The organism is Paeniglutamicibacter psychrophenolicus, assembly GCF_017876575.1.
Lineage (GTDB): Bacteria > Actinomycetota > Actinomycetes > Actinomycetales > Micrococcaceae > Paeniglutamicibacter > Paeniglutamicibacter psychrophenolicus.
Genome location: NZ_JAGIOE010000001.1, coordinates 3,258,246 through 3,277,717 on the forward strand (window position 1 = coordinate 3,258,246; position 19,472 = coordinate 3,277,717).

A 19,472-nucleotide genomic window follows, 5' to 3' on the forward strand; every position below is an offset into this window, starting at 1 on the left:
TGAAGGCGGGATGCAGGAACCAGCCTAGCGGCGGGCCCGCCCGGGAACTAAGTTGATGACCCGGCCTGGCGCCGCCCGGCGGCCAGCGAGTTGAGCAGCCCGGCCATGGCCTCGGCGTCGGCCATGGTGGCCACCGAGTAGATGCGTGCTCCCCCGCGCGGGCGCTGAACGATCACGCCCGGGCCGGCTCCCATGATGAATGCGACGCCCGCGCCGCTGACCCGCAGGCCCCAGCCGCCGAATTCGGCCGGGGTGATCTCACGTGCCTCGGCCTGTTCGATGTCGGCGGGCTTGACGTGCAGCATCTTGAGGAATCCGCCGCCGTGGACGCGGATGCCGGCGTCGTCGGCCACGACCTTTCCGGCCAGGCAGGTTGCGCCGGCCCCCAGCACGATGGCGATGCCGGGCACCATGGACCAGAAGGCGACCGGACTCTCCCTTCCGGCGGTGAATCCAAGCACTGCCATGCCCACGGCCAGGACCGGCATGAGTGCCAGCATCCACGCCGGTCCGCGCACCGTGGAAGCGATCACGGTGCCGGGGGCAAACGCGTGTACGGCGGACGCCGGGCCTGGCGACGCGTCGCCCTCCGCAGGGGCCCTGGGCGGCAATGCGGCACGGACCAGCAGTGCGGAGCCGATTCCCCACAGCACGCCAAGCACGATGCCGGCAACCAGCACCGTGCTCTCCATCCGGGTGCCCAGTGCCGCGGGCTTGTCCAGCTGGCCAACCAGGCCGGAGAGGAACATCCCTCCGATGCCGACCACCAGGCAATTGCCCAGGCCCGCCATCAGCGGGACCCCGCTGCGGCCCGCGGGACCCGCGAGGCTGCGTGCCGCCGCCGGCATGAGGATGCCCAGCAGCACGAGGGTGAAGGCGCCAACCAGCACGTGGGTGGTGAGGCCGCCGGTTCCGTCGGCCACCCCGGTTGCGCCCCAGTGGGTTGCCACCGGATCGGGCAGCCGCCCGCGCCAGAGCAGTGAGCTGCCCAGGTGGGCCGCCAGCACGATGCCCAGGGTGGACAGCGAGAGCCACCAGAGCCGGGGCGTGCGAGCCGTGGCCGGCGGCGGGTTCGGTGATGCGGTCATGGGTTCGGTTTCCCCCTTCGGTGGTGCGGGCATGGGACTGCCTCGAGCATATCCAGTTCACCGCACGGGTTTCATCCCTGCCACGCGGGCGCCGGGCGTGCTAGATGAAGTGGGGCCCGCACCCGGCCAGGCGCAGCACGCCCGAGACCATCGAGCGGGCGGTCAGCGCGCTGGTTGCCGGATTGGCGGGATCCGGGAAGTTCTCGATCCCGAAGCGGTAGTTCCCGCCTTCCCCGCGCACGGTGATCTCGTGGCGGGTCATGGCGGCGGCCGGGTCGGCGATGATGTCCACCGCCACCAGGTCCAGGTCCCCTGCGGCCAGGCCCAGGGCGGCGGCCACGTTGATGTTGGAGGGGAAGTCCCGAATGGCATCGGCCACCGAGCCGGAGAAGACGGGCGCCGCGGTTCCGGATTCGGCCGTCCGGGTGATCGCCGAGCGCAGGGCCCCGGGCAGCCCGGGATGCAGCAGCGCCGCCGGCAGCTTGCGGGTGCGCAGCTCGATGGCGTTGATGGTGCCGGCCGAAGCGCGGATGAGGTCCAGTCCCCCGATGGCACCGGTGGAGTAGTGGCAGCGCCCGGGGCCGGCCTCAAGCACGGCGCGCAGCCGGCCATCGGCCAACGCCCCCAGCGAGGCCACCAGCAGGTCGGTTCCCGCGCTGGTGATCGCCGGCCCGTGGGCACGCACCGCGGCCGGGGAGGCGCACTCGATGACCAGGTCGGCCCGTTCGATGGCCGTGGCCAGGTCGAGCACCGGCACCCGCGGCCCGGAGCCGGGCCCGGCGGGGCCGGTCGGGCCGGTGGTTCGTGCCGTGAGTGCCGCCGGATCGGGGTCGGCCAGGGACGCGCGGTCCAGCACCCCGAGCACCCGCACCTCTCCATCGTGCGCGCCAAGCATCCGGTGGACCGCCTGCCCGATCGCGCCGTATCCCAGCAGCACCACATCAATTCCCATGCCATCCATCCAACCAGCATCCGCGTGCACTTGCGGGAGGACGGGGTGATGGTGAGAGAATGGACACACTGTTCAAGGCTTGTTTCACACTCTGAAGGTGTTGTGGCACGCCGTGCCGCATCGCCACGCGCAGTTTCGGGCCCGGTGCAGCCCACAGATTTCAGCTCGGCAACCATCGAAAGGCACGTCAGACCATGCCAGGAATGAACCTCACCCGCGAAGAAGCCCGCATCCGCGCGGAACTGATCCACGTGCACTCCTACGACGTCGAGCTTGACCTCACCGGCTCCGACACCGTCTTCTCCTCGCGCACCACGGTGCGCTTTTCCGCCTCCGCGGGTTCCGCCACCTTCATCGACGCTGTCACCTCGGCCGTGCGCTCGGTGAACCTCAACGGCACCGAGCTGGACCCCGCTGCGGTGTCCGATGGCGTGCGCATCGCGCTGGAGGACCTGGCGGAAGAAAACACCCTGGTCATCGACGCCGAGGCGCTGTACATGAACACCGGCGAGGGACTGCACCGCTTCGTGGACCCGGTGGATGACGAGGTCTACCTTTACTCGCAGTTCGAGGTGCCCGATTCCCGGCGCATGTTCGCGGTCTTCGAGCAGCCCGACCTGAAGGCGACGTTCGCCTTCACGATCACCGCCCCGGAGCACTGGGACGTCATCTCCAACGCCCCCACCCCTGAGCCGGTGCCCGCCCACCAGGGTGCCAAGAGGTGGGCCTTCGCGCCGACCGCGCGCATCTCCTCCTACATCACCGCGCTCGTCGCCGGTCCCTACAAATCCGTGCGCTCGGAGTTGACCAGCAGCGACGGACGCACCATCCCGCTGGGCGTCTTCGCCCGCGCCTCGCTCATGGAGCACCTGGACGCGGAAAACATCTTCACCCTCACCCGCCAGGGCTTCGAGTTCTTCGAGGAGCAGTTCGGCACCCCATACCCGTTCGAGAAGTACGACCAGCTCTTCGTGCCCGAGTTCAATGCCGGGGCCATGGAGAACGCCGGGGCGGTGACGTTCCTGGAGTCCTACGTCTTCCGCTCGCGGCCCACCGACGCGATGGTCGAGCGCCGCGCCATCACGATCCTGCACGAGCTGGCCCACATGTGGTTCGGGGACCTGGTCACCATGCGCTGGTGGAACGACCTGTGGCTCAACGAGTCCTTCGCCGAGTTCATGTCCACGCTGGCCGCCGCGCAGAACACCGAATTCACCTCCTCGTGGACAACCTTCAACATCCTGGAGAAGAACTGGGCCTACCGCCAGGACCAGCTGCCCTCCACGCACCCGATCGTCGCCGAGATCAACGACCTCGAGGACGTGCTGGTGAACTTCGACGGCATCACCTACGCCAAGGGCGCCTCCGTGCTGCGCCAGCTGGTCGCCTGGGTCGGCCAGGAGCAGTTCATGGCCGGGGTGCGCGAGTACTTCGCCAAGCACGCCTGGAAAAACACCGAGCTGCCGGACTTGATGCGCGAGCTGGAGGCCGCTTCCGGCCGCGACCTGGGGCAGTGGTCCAGGCTCTGGCTGGAAACCGCCGGGGTCAACACCTTGCGCGCGCACATCGACACCGACGGCGCCGGGACCATCACCGCCTTCGACATCGCGCAAACCGCGGTGGCCGAGCACCCGGTGATCCGCCCGCACCGCCTGGCCGTGGGCTTCTACGACCTGGACGAATCCGGCGCCCTGGTGCGGGTGCACCGCGAGGAACTCGACGTCGCAGGCCCCTCCACCCCGGTGCCGGCACTGGTGGGGCGCAAGCGCCCCGCGCTGGTGCTGGTCAACGACGACGACCTGGCCTACACGAAGATCCGCCTGGATCCGGCCTCGCTGGCCACCGCGACCGAGCACCTGAAGGACTTCACCGACTCGCTGCCGCGCACCCTGGTCTGGTCGGCGGCCTGGGATGCGGTGCGCGACGCCGAGACCGGCGCCCGCAGCTACATCGAGCTGGTGCTCAAGAACATCGGGCACGAATCCGACTCCACCGTGATCATGGTGCTGCTGCGCCAGCTGAACACTGCCCTGGATTTCTACGTGGCCCGCGAACACGCCCCGGCCGCCCGGCTGGCGGCCGCGGAAAAGCTCTGGGAGCTGGCCCGGGAGGCTGATGCCGGATCGGATGCGCAATTGCAGTTCACCGGCGCCTTCGCCAACCTGGCGCACACCGAGTCCCAGCTCGACGCCGTCGCCGACCTGCTCGAGGGCCGCGGCACTCTTGAGGGGCTGGCGGTGGACGCGGACCTGCGCTGGGACCTGGTGGTCTCGCTGGCCGCCGGGGGCCGCGCCGATGTGCCGGCCATCGAGGCCGAGCTGGCACGCGACGCCACCTCCACCGGGCAGCTGGCCGCCCACACGGCGCGTGCCGCGATTCCCACGCCCGGCGCCAAGCGGGCCGCCTGGGATGCCGTCATCGCCGGGAAGCTGTCCAACCTGGAACAGCGCGCGGCCATCGCAGGCTTCAACCGCGTGCACGACGCGTCGCTGATTTCCCCCTACACGGGCGAGTACTTCGACGCCGCCAGGGTTGTGTGGGAGTCCAAGAGCTACGAGATCGCCCAGCAGATCGTCACCGGGTTCTACCCGGCGGCGCAGACCAGCCAGGCCACGCTGGCTTCAACCGATGCGTTCCTGGCCGAGTTGGGCGGGGATTCCCCGGCACTGCACCGGCTGGTCATCGAGTCCCGCGAGTCAGTGGTCCGCGCCCTGGCCGCGCAGTCTGCCGACGCACACGGAGCCGGCGCCTAGCCGGTCCGCCCGCGAACCGGTGGTGCCGGAGTGCGCCGGCACCACCGGTTGGGCGAGAATGGGAGCATGAACCTGGCACTGCACGAATATCGCGTTGACATCTCCTGGACCGGCAACCGCGGCGAAGGAACCTCCGCCTACCGCAGCTACGGACGCGACCACGTGATCCGCGCCGCCGGACTGCCCGATCTTCCCGGCACCGCCGACCCGACGTTCCACGGGGACAAGGACCGCTGGAACCCCGAGCAGCTGCTGCTGGCCGCGCTGTCCCAGTGCCACATGCTCTCCTACCTGCACGTGGCGGTGCAGCACGGCCTGGTCGTCACCGGCTACACCGATGCGGCCTCCGGGGTGCTGCGGCTGAACCGCGACGGCAGCGGGGAATTCCTCGAGGCGAATCTGGCCCCGCGCGTGGCATTGCGCGACGAGTCCCAGCGGGCGCTGGCCGATTCCCTGCACGCGGCGGCAAACGCCGTGTGCTTCATCGCCCGCAGCGTGAACTTCCCGGTGCACCACGCCCCGGTGGCCCCGGGCGCCTGAGCAGTGGACACCGGCACCCCGGCGGTTGAACTGCTGACCGCGATGCTGCTGCCGCTTGCCGATGCCGGCCGGGCAGGGAGCGCACAGGCCTACATGAAAACCACGCAGCCGTTCCTGGGCGTGCCGGTCCCCGTGCTGCGGCGCACCACCCGCGAGCTGGTCCGCAGGCTCGGCGCCACGAGCGCGCCGGAGCGGCTCGAGCTGGCCACCGGGATCTGGTCCCAGGCCACGCATCGCGAGCACTGGTACGCCGCCCAGGAGATCTGTGCGGCCGCCGCCTGCCGCGGGGAGATGGCATTCCTGCCGCTGTATGAGCGCATGATCGTTGAGGGCGCCTGGTGGGACATCGTCGATGGATGCTCCCGGCCCCTGGGGCCGCTGCTGCTCGCCCACCCGGAACCCCTCGCCGCAACGATGCGCCGCTGGAGCACGGATGCGAACATGTGGAAGCGGCGCCAGTCGATGATCTGCCAGCTGCACCTGCGTGCGGACACCGACACCGCGCTGCTCGACGAGGCGCTGTGCGCCAACCTGGGCGATTCGGAGTTCTTCATCCGCAAGGCCATGGGCTGGGCGCTGCGGCAATACGCCAAGACCGACCCCGGGTGGGTGCGTGCCTGGGTGTCGGCGCACCGGGAGCACATGAGCCCGCTGGCGGTGCGCGAGGCGCTCAAGCACCTGGGCCAGCCGGCGTAGGTCCCGTGGGCCCGGGGCCGGCATCTCACGCCCTGCGCGAAAGCCGTCCGGCCGCCGCGGGGCGCGCGGGATAATGGGCACAAAGGGTCCCGGGCCGCAGCCGGGAACTGAAAGGACACCGAACCGTGAACGAGAACCACCCCGCCCCCGAACCCGCCCCCGAGCCGGCACTGCTGCCGGTGCCCACCCGCTTCGGCGAGGGCATCGGGCAATTGCGCCCCTTCGGGCAGGAACCGGGCCAATTGCGCCCGGTCGGCGCCTCGCTGAGCAACGCGCTGCCCGAGGGCAAGCTCTCCCCCAACGACGACCACGACCCGGCCGCCTACGAGGGCACCTTCTACGCGCAGGTCGGCGGGCGGGAGACCTTCGCCAAGCTGGCCGAGGCCTTCTACGACTCGGTGGGCCAGGACCTGGAGTTCCGTGCCATGTACCCGGAGACGGACCTGCGCCCGGCCACCATGCGCCTGCAGCTGTTCCTGGAACAGTACTGGGGCGGGCCCAAGACCTACTCCGAGCGCCGCGGGCACCCGCGCCTGCGCATGCGCCACGTCCCGTACACGATCAATTCGCACAACCGCGACGTTTGGCTCAAGCACATGCGCATTGCCGTGGACTCGCTGGAACTGCCGCCGCTGCAGGAGGCAACGCTCTGGGACTACTTCGACCGGGCCGCCCACTCGCTGGTGAACGCGCCCGACCAGTAACCTCTCCGGGGAAAGAACCCCCTCGGGATCCGGGCTGCTAGCCCAGGATGCCGCCTTGGCGTGCCACCACGTGCCCTCCGGTGCTGCCCAACCGCAGCCAGGCGCCGGAGGAAAACAGCGTGGAGCTCTCCCCCTCGCGCAGGAACCCCAGTGCGTGGGCACCGAAGGCCATGGCCAGCGGCATCGCCGCTTCGACCCCTTCGACGGGCGAGGACCAGATCCTGGCACGCACGGTCTTGAGCACCGGGCGCCCGGCGTTTTCGGGCAGGGCCTGGGCCACCACGCCCATGCCGCGCACCGCCTCGGCAACCAGCATGTCGTCGGACAGCGTCGCCACCGCGTTCCAGCCGCCGCGCGGGACCTGCTGGCCCGCCCACGACGCGTTGACCTCCGCCGGGGGAACCGAAAGCTCCAGGGACGTGGTCCCCATCCGGGCCAGCCGTTCGGTCAGCGCGGAGATCGCATAGACGCCCTGCGCCTTGGCCGGGACCGAGAGCCGTACGGCGCGCATCCCCAGCACCGTGGGAACCGAATCGCCCAGGAACTCCGGGTAGAGCACCGGGACATACAGGGCCAGGGCATTGCCGGCCGCCTGCATAATCACCGCGCCGTCCTCGATCGAACGCGCGCGGGAAAGGAACGTGCCCAGGTCCGCAACGGTTTCCTGGTCCTCGAGTACTACGAATTCACTTGCCATGCCTTCATACTTCCATGTCCGGGGCGGGCCGGCCCATTGCAGCGGTCCTCCGGAGACACACAAGACACTGCGGCGCGGGGCGGCGTCGGGTGCGAATACGGCGAACGGCCCACCGGGGCGATAGTGTCTTACCAGATCCATTTTTCTCCCCTCCAAGGAGCAGACACGTGAGTACCCAAGACACCACGACCCCGAAGCTGATCGAGCTGCTGGACCTCTCCGGCGATCCCGAGGCCCGCACCGACGAGGACATCTTCGTCGGCCACACCCCGCCCCAGGCCCGGAACCGCGTCTTTGGCGGCCAGGTGCTCGGCCAGGCGGTGATGGCCGCCTCCAAGACCATCGAGGAGGCGCGCCCGATCCATTCGATGCACGGATACTTCCTGCGCGCCGGGGACGCGAGCCTGCCGATCACCTTCGGGGTGCAGCGGCTGCGCGACGGGCGCTCGTTTTCCGCCCGGCGGGTCCACGCCTACCAGAACGGTGTGCCGATCCTCTCGATGATCGCTTCCTTCCAGGCGTACGCCGAGGGCCTCGACCACCAGGATGCCATGCCCGAGGGCGTCCCGGATCCCGAGTCGCTGCCCACCACCGCCGAGCTGATCGGCGGCCTGGACCACCCGGTGGCCAAGGAGTACGCGTTCGACAGGCCCTTCGACATCCGATACATCAGCGAGCCGCTCTTCCTCAAGGGCCCCGCGGACCGTCCGGCAACCAACGCGGTGTGGATGAAGACCAACTCCGCCATGCCCGATGACGACGCCATGCACCGTGCCGCACTGGCCTATGCCAGCGACTACACGCTGCTGGAGCCGGTGCTGCGCCGCCACGGTCTGACCTGGATCACCCCCGGCATGTCCGTGGCCAGCCTTGACCACGCGATGTGGTGGCACCGTCCGTTCCGTGTCGATGAGTGGCTGCTGTACGTCCAGGAATCCCCCAGCGCCTCCGGTGCCCGGGGGCTCGCCACCGGGCGGATCTTCAACCGCGCCGGGGAACTGGTGGCCATTGTCGCCCAGGAAGGCATGATCCGCCTGCCCCAGGACGAAGACTAGTCCCAGCGGCCGCCGCCGCCCACCCGCGGCCAAAAACAACAAAGGCCCGGATCCCGCCGGAATTTCTTCCAGCGGGATCCGGGCCTTTGTCGTGGACCGAACCGAGGCGCCCGAAAGGCGCGTCGGCTGCTAGTCGCGGGTCAGGCGGCGGTGGGTGACGCGGTGAGGCTTGGCAGCCTCCGGGCCCATGCGCTCGACCTTGTTGGCCTCGTAGGAATCGAAGTTGCCCTCGAACCAGTACCAGCTCGACGGATCCTCATCGGTGCCCTCGTAGGCCAGGATGTGGGTGGCAACCCGGTCCAGGAACCAGCGGTCGTGCGATACCACCACGGCGCAACCCGGGAATTCGAGCAGCGCGTTTTCCAGCGACGAGAGGGTTTCGACGTCGAGGTCGTTGGTCGGCTCATCAAGGAGCAGCAGGTTGCCACCCTGCTTGAGGGTCAGAGCCAGGTTCAAGCGGTTGCGCTCACCACCGGAGAGCACGCCTGCCTTCTTCTGCTGGTCCGGACCCTTGAAACCGAATGCCGAAACGTAGGCGCGCGTGGGAACCTCGACCTGGCCGACGTACATGTAGTCGTTCCCCTCGGAAACAACTTCCCACAGCGACTTTTCCGGGTCGATGCCGCCACGGTTCTGGTCGACGTAGGAGATCTTGACCGAGTCGCCGATCTTCAGCTCGCCGCCGTCGATCGGCTCCATGCCGACGATGGTCTTGAACAAGGTGGACTTGCCCACGCCGTTCGGGCCGATGACGCCGACGATGCCGTTTCGCGGCAGCGTGAAGGACAGGTTGTCGATCAACACCCGATCGCCGTAGCCCTTCTTCAGGTCCTTGGCCTCGATGACCAGGGAGCCAAGTCGCGGCCCTGCCGGGATCTGGATTTCCTCGAAGTCCAGCTTGCGGGTGCGCTCTGCTTCGGACGCCATTTCCTCGTAGCGTGCCAAACGGGCCTTGGACTTGGTCTGGCGGCCCTTGGCGTTGGAGCGAACCCATTCGAGTTCTTCGGTCAGGCGCTTGGCAAGCTTCTGGTCCTTCTTGCCCTGGACCTCGAGGCGCTCGCGCTTCTTGTCCAGGTACGTGGAGTAGTTTCCCTCGTACGGGATCAGGCGCCCACGGTCGACCTCGGCAATCCACTGGGCCACGTGGTCCAGGAAGTACCTATCGTGGGTCACTGCAAGGACGGCACCGTGGTAGGCCTGCAGGTGCTGTTCGAGCCACGACACGGACTCGGCGTCCAAGTGGTTGGTGGGCTCATCGAGCAGCAGCAGGTCGGGCTTCTGCAGGAGCAGCTTGCACAACGCCACGCGGCGGCGCTCGCCACCGGAGAGATGTGAAACCGGTGAGTCGCCCGGTGGGCACTGCAGGGCATCCATGGCCTGTTCGAGCTGGGAGTCGATGTCCCACGCGTCGGCCGTGTCGATGGCTTCCTGCAGGTGTCCCATTTCCTCGAGCAGCACGTCGAAATCTGCGCCGTCTTGGGCCATCTCTTCGGAGATCTCGTTGAATCGGGTGATCTTTTCATAGATCTCCCCGACGCCTTCCTGGACGTTGCCCAGAACGGTCTTTTCTTCGTTCAGCGGCGGTTCCTGCAACAGGATTCCAACGCTGTATCCCGGGCTGAGGCGTGCCTCGCCGTTGGAGGGTATGTCCAACCCCGCCATGATCTTCAGGATCGTGGACTTGCCGGCACCGTTCGGTCCAACCACGCCAATTTTTGCGCCTGGATAGAACGACATGCTGACATCGTCGAGAATGACTTTGTCGCCAACGGCCTTGCGAGCCTTGGTCATCGTGTAAATGAATTCCGCCATGCCCTCAAGGCTAGTGCCTAGGGCTGGCTTCCTCACAATTCCCGCGGCCGGTTTTCCCCAAGCGGGCATGTTCCTGCACACATTGGGAGGCCACGGCATCCGATGCCGTGGCCGCCCACACATTCCTGGCCCGTTTGCCGCCCGGGGCCCTCAGGCCGCCTCGGTGTCGGTCGCGGGTTCGGCGTCCGGCCAGCCGGTCACCGGGAACCCGTCGTTGGATTCCTCGCGCCCGTGGACCGATTCGCCGGCATGGGTGCGCCGCGGCCCATTGTCCTCGCCCCCGGCTCCCCGGACCCGCTCGAAGCGGCTGACCCCGAAACGGACGTCGTGGCCCAGCGCCATGGCCTCGATGTCCACGCTGAAGCCGCGGGCCCCGTCCTTCCGGTCGTACTCTCGGACCTGCATCTTTCCGTAGACCACCACGTGGTCGCCCATGTGGATGCTGGCAAGGAGGTTGGTGGCCATGGCCCTGAAACAGGAGACGGTGTACCAGTTGCTGTGGACGTCCGCCCACTGCCCGGTGTCGGGGTCCTGGCGCCGCTCGTTGCTGACCAGGCGGAATTTTGCGATGAGCGTGCCGCTGCCTTCACCGCTCTGGCGGGGTTCGGTTCCCACCACACCGCGCAACGTAATGTGGTCCGTCATGGTGCACTCCAATGTTCGGATGTCGGCAGGCATTTCCCGCCTCGTCCACCCAGTGTGGTGCTGCGGGAGAGGTGAGATGCCCGCCCGGTTCCCGGCTGTGGAGAAGCCCCTACACCGAAAACTATCCTGCCGCCGGTGGATGTGTGGGGAACTGGCCGGCCAGCTTCCCGCTTGCGGGCGCCTCGCGGAACTGCCTGGTGGCGACCAGCACGATGGCCAGCAGCAGCGGGACGATCCACCCGGACCAGCCAAGGATCGTCGCGTTGACGGTGTTGATCGGGGCGCCAGCCGCGGCGAAGACCATGGAGAAGCCTGCCGCGGCGTTGAATGTGCCATGGGCCAAGGCGGCGGGCCACACCGAAGTGGAACGAAGGCGCAACCACCCGAAGGCCGCCCCCACGAGGATGCACATGCCGATCATCATGAACACCCCCAGCCATCCCGGCGCCAAGGGGTAGTTGTGGCCCAGCAGGATAAGTGGCGCATGCCAGGCACCCCAGATGATGCCCGACACGACGATGGCCCGCACCGGGCCGTAGGGCATGAGCTTGGGCAACAGCCAGCCGCGCCAACCCAGTTCCTCGCCCAGGGCCGGAAGCAGGTTGATGAACGCACCGATCAGCACGTTGACGAACTGCATTGCCACCAGCGTTTCGATGGGCAGGGGCAACTCGCCCTGGCCGGCAGTTGCCAGGATCGCCTTGAAGGCGGAGAAACCGGTGAAATCCGCCGGGTAGACCCCCAGCGCGTCTCCGACGGGCAGCGCCACCAGGATCAGTGCCACCGGGACGATGAGAGCCAGGGCCAAGTACATCAGCAGGCGGCCTGCGGGTTTCAACGGCCACAGCCCCAGCGAGCGAAATTTGGCAGCGGGTCGTTCGACGATGAAGACCATGGCCAGGGCCGCGACCGCCGGAGTGAACATCATCGCCAGGGCAACCACGCCGAACCTGGTGTCGAACAATCCGTCACCCTGCCAGAGCGGCCAAGCCACCAGCCACGCCAGCCCGCAGGAGATCGCCGTGAAGTACAGGATTGATCGCAGGTTACGGTCCACGTCCGATGACGCCTTCCCTCGTAGGCGGAATGGGCTCCCAATGGCCCGATGACCCATGCGGGCATCCTTCAACCCTGCCACCCCAACCCGGACCCCGGCATCATTCCTTGTGCGGATCTTCCCGCTGGCCAGACAGCGACTTCCGCGATTCGGGCCGCGCCCCTGTCACGCCTGAAGGCTATTGCGAAATTGGCCCGGCTGCGTGAAGCTGAGGAAACCACGGCAAGTGCTTGCGACAGTGGTCAACGGCGATCAAGGATGGAACCATGGAAACCCGAGAACTGCCAACGGACGCCGGAGCCCGATCATGAACTCGGTTCGGGTTGTGCTGCGTGGTGGCCCTTTTGACGGCCGCGAGATGACGGTTTCGGATTGGCCGGAAGACCTGGTGGTTGAATCGATGCCGGAGGACTTGCATCTGGAAGCCAGGGTTCGCGCGCGCTATCTGGCCAAGGCTCCGGATGCTGTGGCCGGGAGGCCCCGCGAAATGGTGTGGGACGGCGCCCACCGGGTCGGTGGGATCCACCACGCCTGACGAATCCACATCCCTGAGGTAAGCGCTGTTGCCATAGCGCTTGGGCGTCGACGCCCGAACGGCATCGAACGTGGTGGCGTTTGATTCGTTACGGCGGCGCCAAGGAAAAACCAGCGAACCGACTGCCGGAAATTCCGACTGGCTGGGAGGGTCGGAAGTAAAAAGCCGGCATTAGACTACCCCCGAAAGGCAAGACTCGGGGAAAGAGTAAAAGCAGGTCTGACTAGAAAACTAGTCAGACCTGCTTTTATTGGGTGCCCCCGGCGCGATTCGAACGCGCGACCGACAGATTAGAAGGCTGTTGCTCTATCCACTGAGCTACGGAGGCAAGTGCACAAGAATCATAGCCCAAACCAGTAGTGGTCTCACATTTCACCCGGGGCGATACCGGGCAACCGGGGCGCGTTGGGCGATGAAAAACAATTACTCCGGACGTATGATGAAAGTGTCAACCAGCGCATGTTTGAAGCGGTCGACACCCACCGCCACGATCCACCGCTTTAGCGTCGAAAGGCTGCCGTTGCCCAGCAAATCCGAAGCACCCGTCGAAGCGGGGCGACTGCCGAAGAACACGGCGTGGCGCAACTCCATCTTTGGCATCTTCTTTTTGTGCGGCTTCGCGTTTGCCACATGGGTTGCCCGGCTTCCGGCCGTTCGGGTGCAGCTCGAACTTTCCACCTCCGATGTCGGCATCCTGCTTTTCTCCCTGGCCATAGGTTCCATCGGAGGCTTGGCGTTCGCTCCCGGCATCCTGGCCAGGCTCGGCGTCCGTCGCGGGATCACGCTCGGCCTGCTCAGCATGGGCGCCGCGCTGGCGATCCTGGGCGGCATGACCGAGGTGCTAGGGAGCACCGTGGGCGCCATGGCGATCCTGGTCTTCTACGGTTTTGTCTTCAGCGCGACCGACGTGATGATGAATGTCGACGGCGCCGCGGTCGAACGTTCCCTGGGCAAGACCGTCTTGCCGATGATGCACGCCTTTTTCAGTTTCGGGACCATCATCGGCGCAGTCCTGGGCGCGGGAGCATCCCGCCTCGACATCGACGTGATGTGGAACTTCGCGGTCGTCGGTGTCCTGGTCATGGGCCTTGGCCTCTACTTCGTCCGCAACGTCTCGGGCCTTGAACCGCCGCCGGACCAAGGCTCCGCCACGGGTCCTTCCGCCGACACCTGGTGGCAACGCCTCGGTTCCTTGTTCCGCGACGGACACCTGATGCTGATCGGCCTGATGGTCGCCGGGTTGGCGTTTGCCGAGGGCACGGCCAACGACTGGTTGACCATTGCCTCGGTGGATGACCACGGATTCTCCGAAGCCACCGGAGCCCTGGTCTTCGGCGCATTCGTCGCGGCCATGACGGCGGGACGCATATTCGGCGGACCGCTCATTGACCGGCTCGGGCACAAGCGGGTCCTGGTGTCGATGGGGCTCCTTGGCCTGGCCGGCATCGTGCTGTTTATCCTGGCCCCGGCGCCCTGGGCGGTCTTCACCGGGGCCCTGCTGTGGGGCCTGGGCGGATCGCTCGGGTTCCCCGTGGGCATGAGCGTTGCGGCGGCGCACCCCACCGACGGACCCCGACGCGTGGGCATCGTGGCCGTGTTCGGCTATTCCTCGATGCTGATCGGGCCTCCGGTCCTGGGGTTCCTTGGCGAACATTTCGGGGTGCTCAGGGCATTCATCCTGGTCGCCGTCATTCTGCTGCTGACGCTGCTGATCACACCGAAGGCCACGAACGTTCCGGGACCGCATCCGGCCCCGGATCGGATCGACTAGTGCCCGAAGCGCATGGGGTCCACGCGTTCTCCCGCCGCGCCGTTCAACTCGTCGATGGCCAGCACCTCCGCGGCTGCGAGGTTGAACGCAAAGACGTCGAGGTTCTCGGCCATCCGGTCGGGGTTTGTCGTCTTGGGAATGGGGACGGCTCCGCGTTCAATCTGCCAGCGAAGCACCGCCTGGGCCGGGGTGACCCTGTGTGCGGCGGCGGCGGCCAGCACCGGGGCGGCGTCCAGCAGGTCGTTTTCCCCGCGGCCCAGCGGCGCCCAGGCTTCGGTGACTATCCCGTGTTCGGCGTGGAATGCCAGCCGGTCGTCGTCGAGCCAAAACGGGGAGTGCTGGATCTGGTTGACGTCCGGGACCACGCCGGTGGCGTCGATCAGCTCCTGCAATTGCGGAACCGTGAAGTTCGAGGTGCCGATGGCCCGCACGCGCCCGCGCTTGAGCAGCTTCACCAGGCCCTCCCAGGCCTGCACGTAGTTGCCTTCGTTCGGGTTCGGCCAGTGGATCAGGAACATGTCGAGGTATTCCAGCCCCAGGCGCTTGCAGCTGTTCTCCCAGGCATCCATGACTCCCTGGACCGAATGCCATTGCACATTGAACTTTGAGGTGATGAACAGTTCGTCGCGCGGAACCGACGTCGAGCCGAGGCCTTCCCCGATTCCTTCCTCATTGCCGTAGTTCTCCGCGGTGTCGATGAGCCGGTATCCGGCCTCCAGCGCGTGGGCTACTGCTGCTCCGGCCTGGATGTCGTCCAGCGGCCACGTTCCAAGGCCAATGGATGGCATGAAGGCGCCATTGTTGAGTTCACGTAACGGGACCGATGCGTAGTTGTCTGACATTTGGCCATGCTATGGCACAGGGACGATTACCGATAGGGGCCGGAGGGGCGGCGCCGCCTAGATCGGCAGCCGGCCGCCGGATTTGAGGTTCTTCATGACGATGGTGCTGGTGAGTTTTTCCACGCCGGGCAGAACCACGAGCACGTCGTCGTAAAAGCGCTGGTAGGCGGGCAGGTCCGCTGCCATCACCCGCAGCAAGAAGTCCGGTTCGCCAAAGAGCCGCTGGGCATCGATGATCTGCCCGATCCTGCCGACATCCTGCTCGAAGTCCTTCATCGTCGAGCGGTCCCTGAGCGTCACAAACACCAGGGCCTCGAATCCGAGGCCGACCTTCGCCGGGTCCACGTCGACCCGGTAGCCGCGAATGACGCCGCTGTTTTCCAGTTCGCGCAGCCTCCGGTGGCAGGGGGCAACGGTGAGTCCGACATCCTCCGCCAGTGCGGTGGCGGTCATGCGCCCGTCGTCCTGCAATCGGCGCAGGATCGCTCGGTCGATTCCGTCCATGTGGCGGCCCCATTCGTGTTGTTTCAACAAGTCGTAAGTGGCACGCAATATTTTTGCGTCCAGACCACCATATCAATCACATTCTCGCCCTAAGTTGCGAGATGACGTGAAAAAACGCAAGCACATTTCCCCGTTTTCTTCCTAAACTTGCCGGTACATCCACAGCAGGAAAGAGATCGATCATGGACATCCAAACCATTCTTGGCTTCCTCGGAGTGTCTTTCGCCCTGGCCATGACACCCGGCGCCGACTGGGCCTACGCGATTTCCGCTGGCCTCGGCCGCCACAAGGTCTCTTCGGCGGTAGCCGGGCTGTGCAGCGGCTACCTCTTCCACACCATCTTGTTAGTCGCCGGGATGGCGGCACTGGTGGCCAGCAATCCGCGGCTGTTGTCCTGGATCACGCTGGCCGGTGCGGCCTACCTGCTCTGGCTGGGCGTCAGCACGGCGAGGTCATGGCGCGGGGCCGGGTTCAATGCAGGGGCCGGCATGCCCCAGGGGGCAGCGGGCGCCGCCGTGGCCGAATCGGCCTTGGCCGGCTCAAGCGGCGGGTCGGACACACTGGTTCGCACGTCCGTCGAAACCGCAGCATCCTCCTCGCCCCGTGAGCGCTTCTTCGGGCCTGCATTCTTCCGCGGCCTTGGCACCAGCGGTTCCAACCCCAAGGCGTTGCTGCTCTACCTGGCGCTGATCCCCCAGTTCATCCATGCGGAGGCCGCCTTCTCGGTTCCGGCGCAGACCGCGTTGCTGGGGCTGAGCCACATGGTTCTCTCGATCTTCATATACTCGGGCGTGGCACTGGGTGCCCGGGCATTGTTGCGCCAGCGTCCGACCGCCGCCCGCTTCATCACGCTGTTCAGCGGGTTGGTCATGATCGTCCTGGGGTTGCTGCTGGTCGCCGAACAAGCCCCCATGCTGCTCTCTTCCATCCAGATGCTGATGGCCCTCTTCGGCAGCTGACACACCCGGCGATGCACGCAGGATCGATCGATTGGTGAAACCCGGTTAGGGTTCAAGGGAAGACCGCAACCGACGAACGGCAACACGCATGCGAAAGCTACTGTCCATCCTGGCCCTGGGTGTCATGCTGCTGGCCGGCGGTGCCCCGGCGGCATTTGCCGCACAGGCAACGGACATCGTCATCGAGGACACCGCCGGAACGCTGGACCTGAACACGCTGGTCCCGGCCATCAAAAAGATCTCGTTCAATGAGCCGACCAAGGTCGCCATCTACACGCGGGACGGCGAGTACAACGACAACCTCAATGAGGAAGTGCTGCGCTTCGCACGCCAGAAGCATCCGGAGTGGTTGAGCGCGGATGGGCAGAAGTGGGCAGATTCGTTGTTCGTCTTTGCGCTGGATCCCACAGGCAGGCAGGTGGGCACGTATTTCGGCGAGGACCGGAAGGTCTCCCCCGCCCAGCGCGATGACATCCAGAACGCCACCAAGGACCTCTACGGGGAGGCCCAGTGGACCGACGGGACCATCGCCGGGGTCGAGCGTGCCGCGCAGTTGATGAACCGCCCCTGGTACAAGTCCCCCAAGCTCTATGCCTGGAGCGGTGGCATCCTGGTGGTCGGCGGCATCAGCGTCGGCAGCACCCTGTACGTGCGCAGGACCTACCGGAACCGTTCCCTGAAGGCCCTGGATATCGGCAACGCCAGCTACTCAAACGTCAGCCTGGACCTCGAGGCGACCGAGTTGAACGCCAAGACGATCAACGACGGCTCGCGCTACGGCAGCCTGGTGCTGGAAAAATACCGCGGATTCATGGCCGCCTACAACAACCTCGCCGCGCAGGGCAACAAGGCCAACGACATGGACCCGAAGTCGCACGCACGCAAGGAAACCGCGCTGTTCATGGAGAAGTACGCGGCCAAGGCGACCGACCTGGACCGCCTGGACGACGTGATCGCCGATACGAACATGCTCCTGAACATGGGCTCGGGCTGGGCCGCTGCGTGGGAACGCCAGCTCGCCCCGTTGCGTGAGGACCTGGCCGAAATCGATTCGCTGGTCATCGGCAAGCATGCCGCACCCGAGGCACCGTCCGCCACGAACTTGAGCCGCTTCAAGACCATGACGGCCGGTGAAATGGAAAAGTGGGGTGCTGCCCTGCAGTCCGGGCAAATCGGCCCCGAGGAAGCACTGGACAAGATCGCCGAAGCCCGCGAGCAGCTCACCGGGATGCTCAAGGAGTACTCCGAGGCGGTGATCGCGAAGTTTGCGAAGGACAAGGAAGAAGAGAAGCTGATGCGTGCGGCCATGCGGACTCCCGAGGCCCGCGGTTCCAGCTATTCCTCGAATCACAGCATCCTGGGCACCGTGTACCCGGCCAACAGGTTCTGGTCGGTCGTGGGGTTCAGCGCCGGCTACCACTCCGGGATTTCCCGCGTGCAGGAAAGCCGCAGCGCCAGCTCGTCCTCGGGCGGCAGCACCGGTTACGGTTCCAGCGGCGGCAGTTTCTCCGGTTCCGGTTCCTCGTCGCGTTTCTGATCCGGCGTGTTTCCCATCCGTGGTGCGCCCCGGCGACGGCACGGAAAGGGGCGGGTATCGACCCGGTTCCAGACCGAGGCGATACCCGCCCATCGTGTTTTTCGGGTTTTGTTACTTGCCCGGGACGATCAGCGCCGCGGCACCCTTGCGGGCCGCCTCGAAACGCGCCGAGACATCGGCCCAGTTCACGATGTTCCAGAACGCCTTCACGTAGTCGGCCTTCACATTCACGTAATCCAGGTAGAACGCGTGCTCCCACATGTCCAGCATCAGCAGCGGGGTCGTCGCCACCGGCACGTTGCCCTGCTGGTCGTACAGCTGCTCGATGACCAGCTGCGAGCCCAGGCCCTCAAAGCCCAGCAACGCCCAGCCGGACCCCTGCAGGCTCATCGCCGCGGCCGTGAAGTGCGCACGGAACGCGTCGAAGGACCCGAACGCGTCGTCGATCGCCGCGGCCAGCTCCCCCTCGGGCTTGTCCCCGCCCTCCGGGGACAGGTTGTTCCAGAAGATCGAGTGGTTGGTGTGCCCGCCCAGGTGGAACGCCAGGTCCTTGGACAGCTTCGGCACGTTCCCGAACTCGCCCTTCGCCCGCGCCTCGGCCAGCTGCTCCAGGGCGGTGTTCGCCCCGGCCACATAGGCCGCATGGTGCTTGGAGTGGTGCAGCTCCATGATCCGCGCCGAGATGTTCGGCTCCAGGGCCGCGTAATCGTACTGCAGCTCGGGCAAGGTATAAATAGCCAAAATGACTCCTCATTCTCGTGTTTCAGGGCGATCCGGTGCCCGGTTTTCCGGGGGCCGGTCAAGCGGTGAGGCGTGAGTGCTCACCAATGCTGTGGTACCCGCGCCGGTGGTAGACCAGCGGCGCCGCCATGGATTGCGCGCCGATGACCCCGAGGACCGACGCCACGACCACGGTTGCGGGGCCGGCGGGGACCCGTGATTCAATCTCACAGCGCATGGCCACTCCGAGGCCGTGGATCAGTGGTTCGCCGGTGGGCAGGTATTCCCACCGCTCCAGCTTCGCGAAACGTTCCTCCCCGGACCCGGCGAACAGCGCAGCGACATCGGCGTTGCGGTCGGTGAGAAGGTGCACCACGATGGTGCCGGATTCCAGGATGGCCTCGGCGGCACCGGATCGGCGGGCGATGTTGAAGGCCAGGTAGGCGGGATCGGCCGAAACGGAGATCAGCGATGATGCGGTGATGCCGACCGGTCCACGGGATCCGGTCGCAGTCACGACGGCAACGCCGGCGGGATGGTTGCCGAAGGCGAGGCGAAATTGCTCCGCGACGGTGGCGGCCGGAAATTGGGTCTGCACGGCGGGT

20 protein-coding genes and 1 tRNA gene are annotated in these 19,472 nt (G+C 66.6%); 9 read left to right on the top strand and 12 right to left on the bottom strand.

Features of this window, described 5'->3' with window-relative positions:
* Nucleotides 1-47 precede the first annotated feature (47 nt).
* Nucleotides 48-1,088, bottom strand: coding sequence for a DUF1648 domain-containing protein (locus JOF46_RS14810; RefSeq protein WP_209908292.1), 1,041 nt, complete (start codon nt 1,086-1,088; stop codon nt 48-50).
* A 100-nt stretch (nt 1,089-1,188) separates the two neighbouring features.
* Nucleotides 1,189-2,040, bottom strand: coding sequence for an aspartate dehydrogenase domain-containing protein (locus JOF46_RS14815; protein ID WP_209908294.1), 852 nt, complete (start codon nt 2,038-2,040; stop codon nt 1,189-1,191).
* Between the two features lie 194 nt (nt 2,041-2,234).
* Between JOF46_RS14815 and pepN the strand changes: the two genes are divergently transcribed.
* From pepN to JOF46_RS14835, 4 genes are all read left to right on the top strand, one after another.
* On the top strand, nt 2,235-4,793 hold the full coding sequence (gene pepN, locus JOF46_RS14820) for an aminopeptidase N (RefSeq protein ID WP_209908296.1): 2,559 nt from the start codon (nt 2,235-2,237) through the stop codon (nt 4,791-4,793).
* 66 nt (nt 4,794-4,859) lie between these two features.
* Nucleotides 4,860-5,333: an OsmC family protein gene (locus tag JOF46_RS14825; protein ID WP_209908298.1), complete on the top strand. Its 474-nt coding sequence runs from the start codon at nt 4,860-4,862 to the stop codon at nt 5,331-5,333.
* Nucleotides 5,334-5,336: 3 nt separating this feature from the next.
* The gene (locus tag JOF46_RS14830; protein WP_342592463.1) at nt 5,337-6,029 is read left to right on the top strand and encodes a DNA alkylation repair protein; all 693 of its coding nucleotides are present in this window, start codon (nt 5,337-5,339) and stop codon (nt 6,027-6,029) included.
* A 125-nt stretch (nt 6,030-6,154) separates the two neighbouring features.
* Complete coding sequence (locus tag JOF46_RS14835; RefSeq protein WP_425355061.1) at nt 6,155-6,733, top strand: globin; 579 nt, start codon at nt 6,155-6,157, stop codon at nt 6,731-6,733.
* A 37-nt stretch (nt 6,734-6,770) separates the two neighbouring features.
* On the opposite strand, the gene JOF46_RS14840 is transcribed toward JOF46_RS14835, so the two are convergent.
* Nucleotides 6,771-7,430, bottom strand: coding sequence for a DUF8185 domain-containing protein (locus tag JOF46_RS14840; protein WP_209908300.1), 660 nt, complete (start codon nt 7,428-7,430; stop codon nt 6,771-6,773).
* Nucleotides 7,431-7,597: 167 nt separating this feature from the next.
* Between JOF46_RS14840 and JOF46_RS14845 the strand changes: the two genes are divergently transcribed.
* Nucleotides 7,598-8,485 carry an acyl-CoA thioesterase gene (locus tag JOF46_RS14845; protein ID WP_209908302.1) on the top strand — a complete coding sequence of 296 codons (888 nt, stop codon included), beginning with the start codon at nt 7,598-7,600 and terminating at the stop codon, nt 8,483-8,485.
* Nucleotides 8,486-8,614: 129 nt separating this feature from the next.
* Here the strand turns inward: JOF46_RS14845 and ettA are convergent, their stop codons facing one another.
* From ettA to JOF46_RS14860, 3 genes are all read right to left on the bottom strand, one after another.
* Nucleotides 8,615-10,297: an energy-dependent translational throttle protein EttA gene (gene ettA / locus JOF46_RS14850; RefSeq protein WP_209908304.1), complete on the bottom strand. Its 1,683-nt coding sequence runs from the start codon at nt 10,295-10,297 to the stop codon at nt 8,615-8,617.
* Nucleotides 10,298-10,447: 150 nt separating this feature from the next.
* Nucleotides 10,448-10,942 carry a single-stranded DNA-binding protein gene (locus JOF46_RS14855; protein WP_209908306.1) on the bottom strand — a complete coding sequence of 165 codons (495 nt, stop codon included), beginning with the start codon at nt 10,940-10,942 and terminating at the stop codon, nt 10,448-10,450.
* Between the two features lie 121 nt (nt 10,943-11,063).
* Complete coding sequence (locus tag JOF46_RS14860; protein WP_342592464.1) at nt 11,064-11,999, bottom strand: CPBP family intramembrane glutamic endopeptidase; 936 nt, start codon at nt 11,997-11,999, stop codon at nt 11,064-11,066.
* A gap of 307 nt (nt 12,000-12,306) precedes the next feature.
* On the opposite strand from JOF46_RS14860, the gene JOF46_RS14865 reads away from it, so the two are divergent.
* A complete protein-coding gene (locus JOF46_RS14865) occupies nt 12,307-12,534 on the top strand; it encodes a hypothetical protein (protein ID WP_209908310.1) in 228 nt (75 codons plus the stop codon).
* 255 nt (nt 12,535-12,789) lie between these two features.
* Here the strand turns inward: JOF46_RS14865 and JOF46_RS14870 are convergent.
* Together JOF46_RS14870 and JOF46_RS14875 are read right to left on the bottom strand one after the other, a co-directional pair.
* A tRNA-Arg gene (locus tag JOF46_RS14870) sits at nt 12,790-12,862 on the bottom strand.
* 95 nt (nt 12,863-12,957) lie between these two features.
* Entirely contained in the window at nt 12,958-13,164 is a 207-nt protein-coding gene (locus JOF46_RS14875; RefSeq protein ID WP_209908312.1) for a hypothetical protein, read from the bottom strand.
* Between the two features lie 28 nt (nt 13,165-13,192).
* Here JOF46_RS14875 and JOF46_RS22765 point away from each other — a divergent pair, with 28 nt between their 5' ends.
* Nucleotides 13,193-14,305: an MFS transporter gene (locus tag JOF46_RS22765; RefSeq protein WP_209908314.1), complete on the top strand. Its 1,113-nt coding sequence runs from the start codon at nt 13,193-13,195 to the stop codon at nt 14,303-14,305.
* On the opposite strand, the gene JOF46_RS14885 is transcribed toward JOF46_RS22765, so the two are convergent.
* Both JOF46_RS14885 and JOF46_RS14890 read right to left on the bottom strand, forming a co-directional pair.
* Nucleotides 14,302-15,147, bottom strand: a complete 846-nt coding sequence (locus tag JOF46_RS14885; RefSeq protein WP_209908316.1) for an aldo/keto reductase — start codon at nt 15,145-15,147, stop codon at nt 14,302-14,304. The genes JOF46_RS22765 and JOF46_RS14885 overlap by 4 nt on opposite strands.
* Nucleotides 15,148-15,204: 57 nt before the next feature.
* The gene (locus JOF46_RS14890; RefSeq protein ID WP_209908318.1) at nt 15,205-15,651 is read right to left on the bottom strand and encodes an Lrp/AsnC family transcriptional regulator; all 447 of its coding nucleotides are present in this window, start codon (nt 15,649-15,651) and stop codon (nt 15,205-15,207) included.
* A gap of 182 nt (nt 15,652-15,833) precedes the next feature.
* Between JOF46_RS14890 and JOF46_RS14895 the strand changes: the two genes are divergently transcribed.
* Nucleotides 15,834-16,610, top strand: a complete 777-nt coding sequence (locus JOF46_RS14895; protein WP_209908320.1) for a LysE family translocator — start codon at nt 15,834-15,836, stop codon at nt 16,608-16,610.
* An 88-nt stretch (nt 16,611-16,698) separates the two neighbouring features.
* Nucleotides 16,699-18,147, top strand: coding sequence for a DUF5129 domain-containing protein (locus tag JOF46_RS14900; protein WP_209908322.1), 1,449 nt, complete (start codon nt 16,699-16,701; stop codon nt 18,145-18,147).
* 111 nt (nt 18,148-18,258) lie between these two features.
* On the opposite strand, the gene JOF46_RS14905 is transcribed toward JOF46_RS14900, so the two are convergent.
* Both JOF46_RS14905 and JOF46_RS14910 read right to left on the bottom strand, forming a co-directional pair.
* On the bottom strand, nt 18,259-18,888 hold the full coding sequence (locus tag JOF46_RS14905) for a superoxide dismutase (RefSeq protein WP_209908324.1): 630 nt from the start codon (nt 18,886-18,888) through the stop codon (nt 18,259-18,261).
* Between the two features lie 58 nt (nt 18,889-18,946).
* Nucleotides 18,947-19,465, bottom strand: coding sequence for a flavin reductase family protein (locus tag JOF46_RS14910; RefSeq protein ID WP_209908325.1), 519 nt, complete (start codon nt 19,463-19,465; stop codon nt 18,947-18,949).
* Between the last annotated feature and the right edge of the window lie 7 nt (nt 19,466-19,472).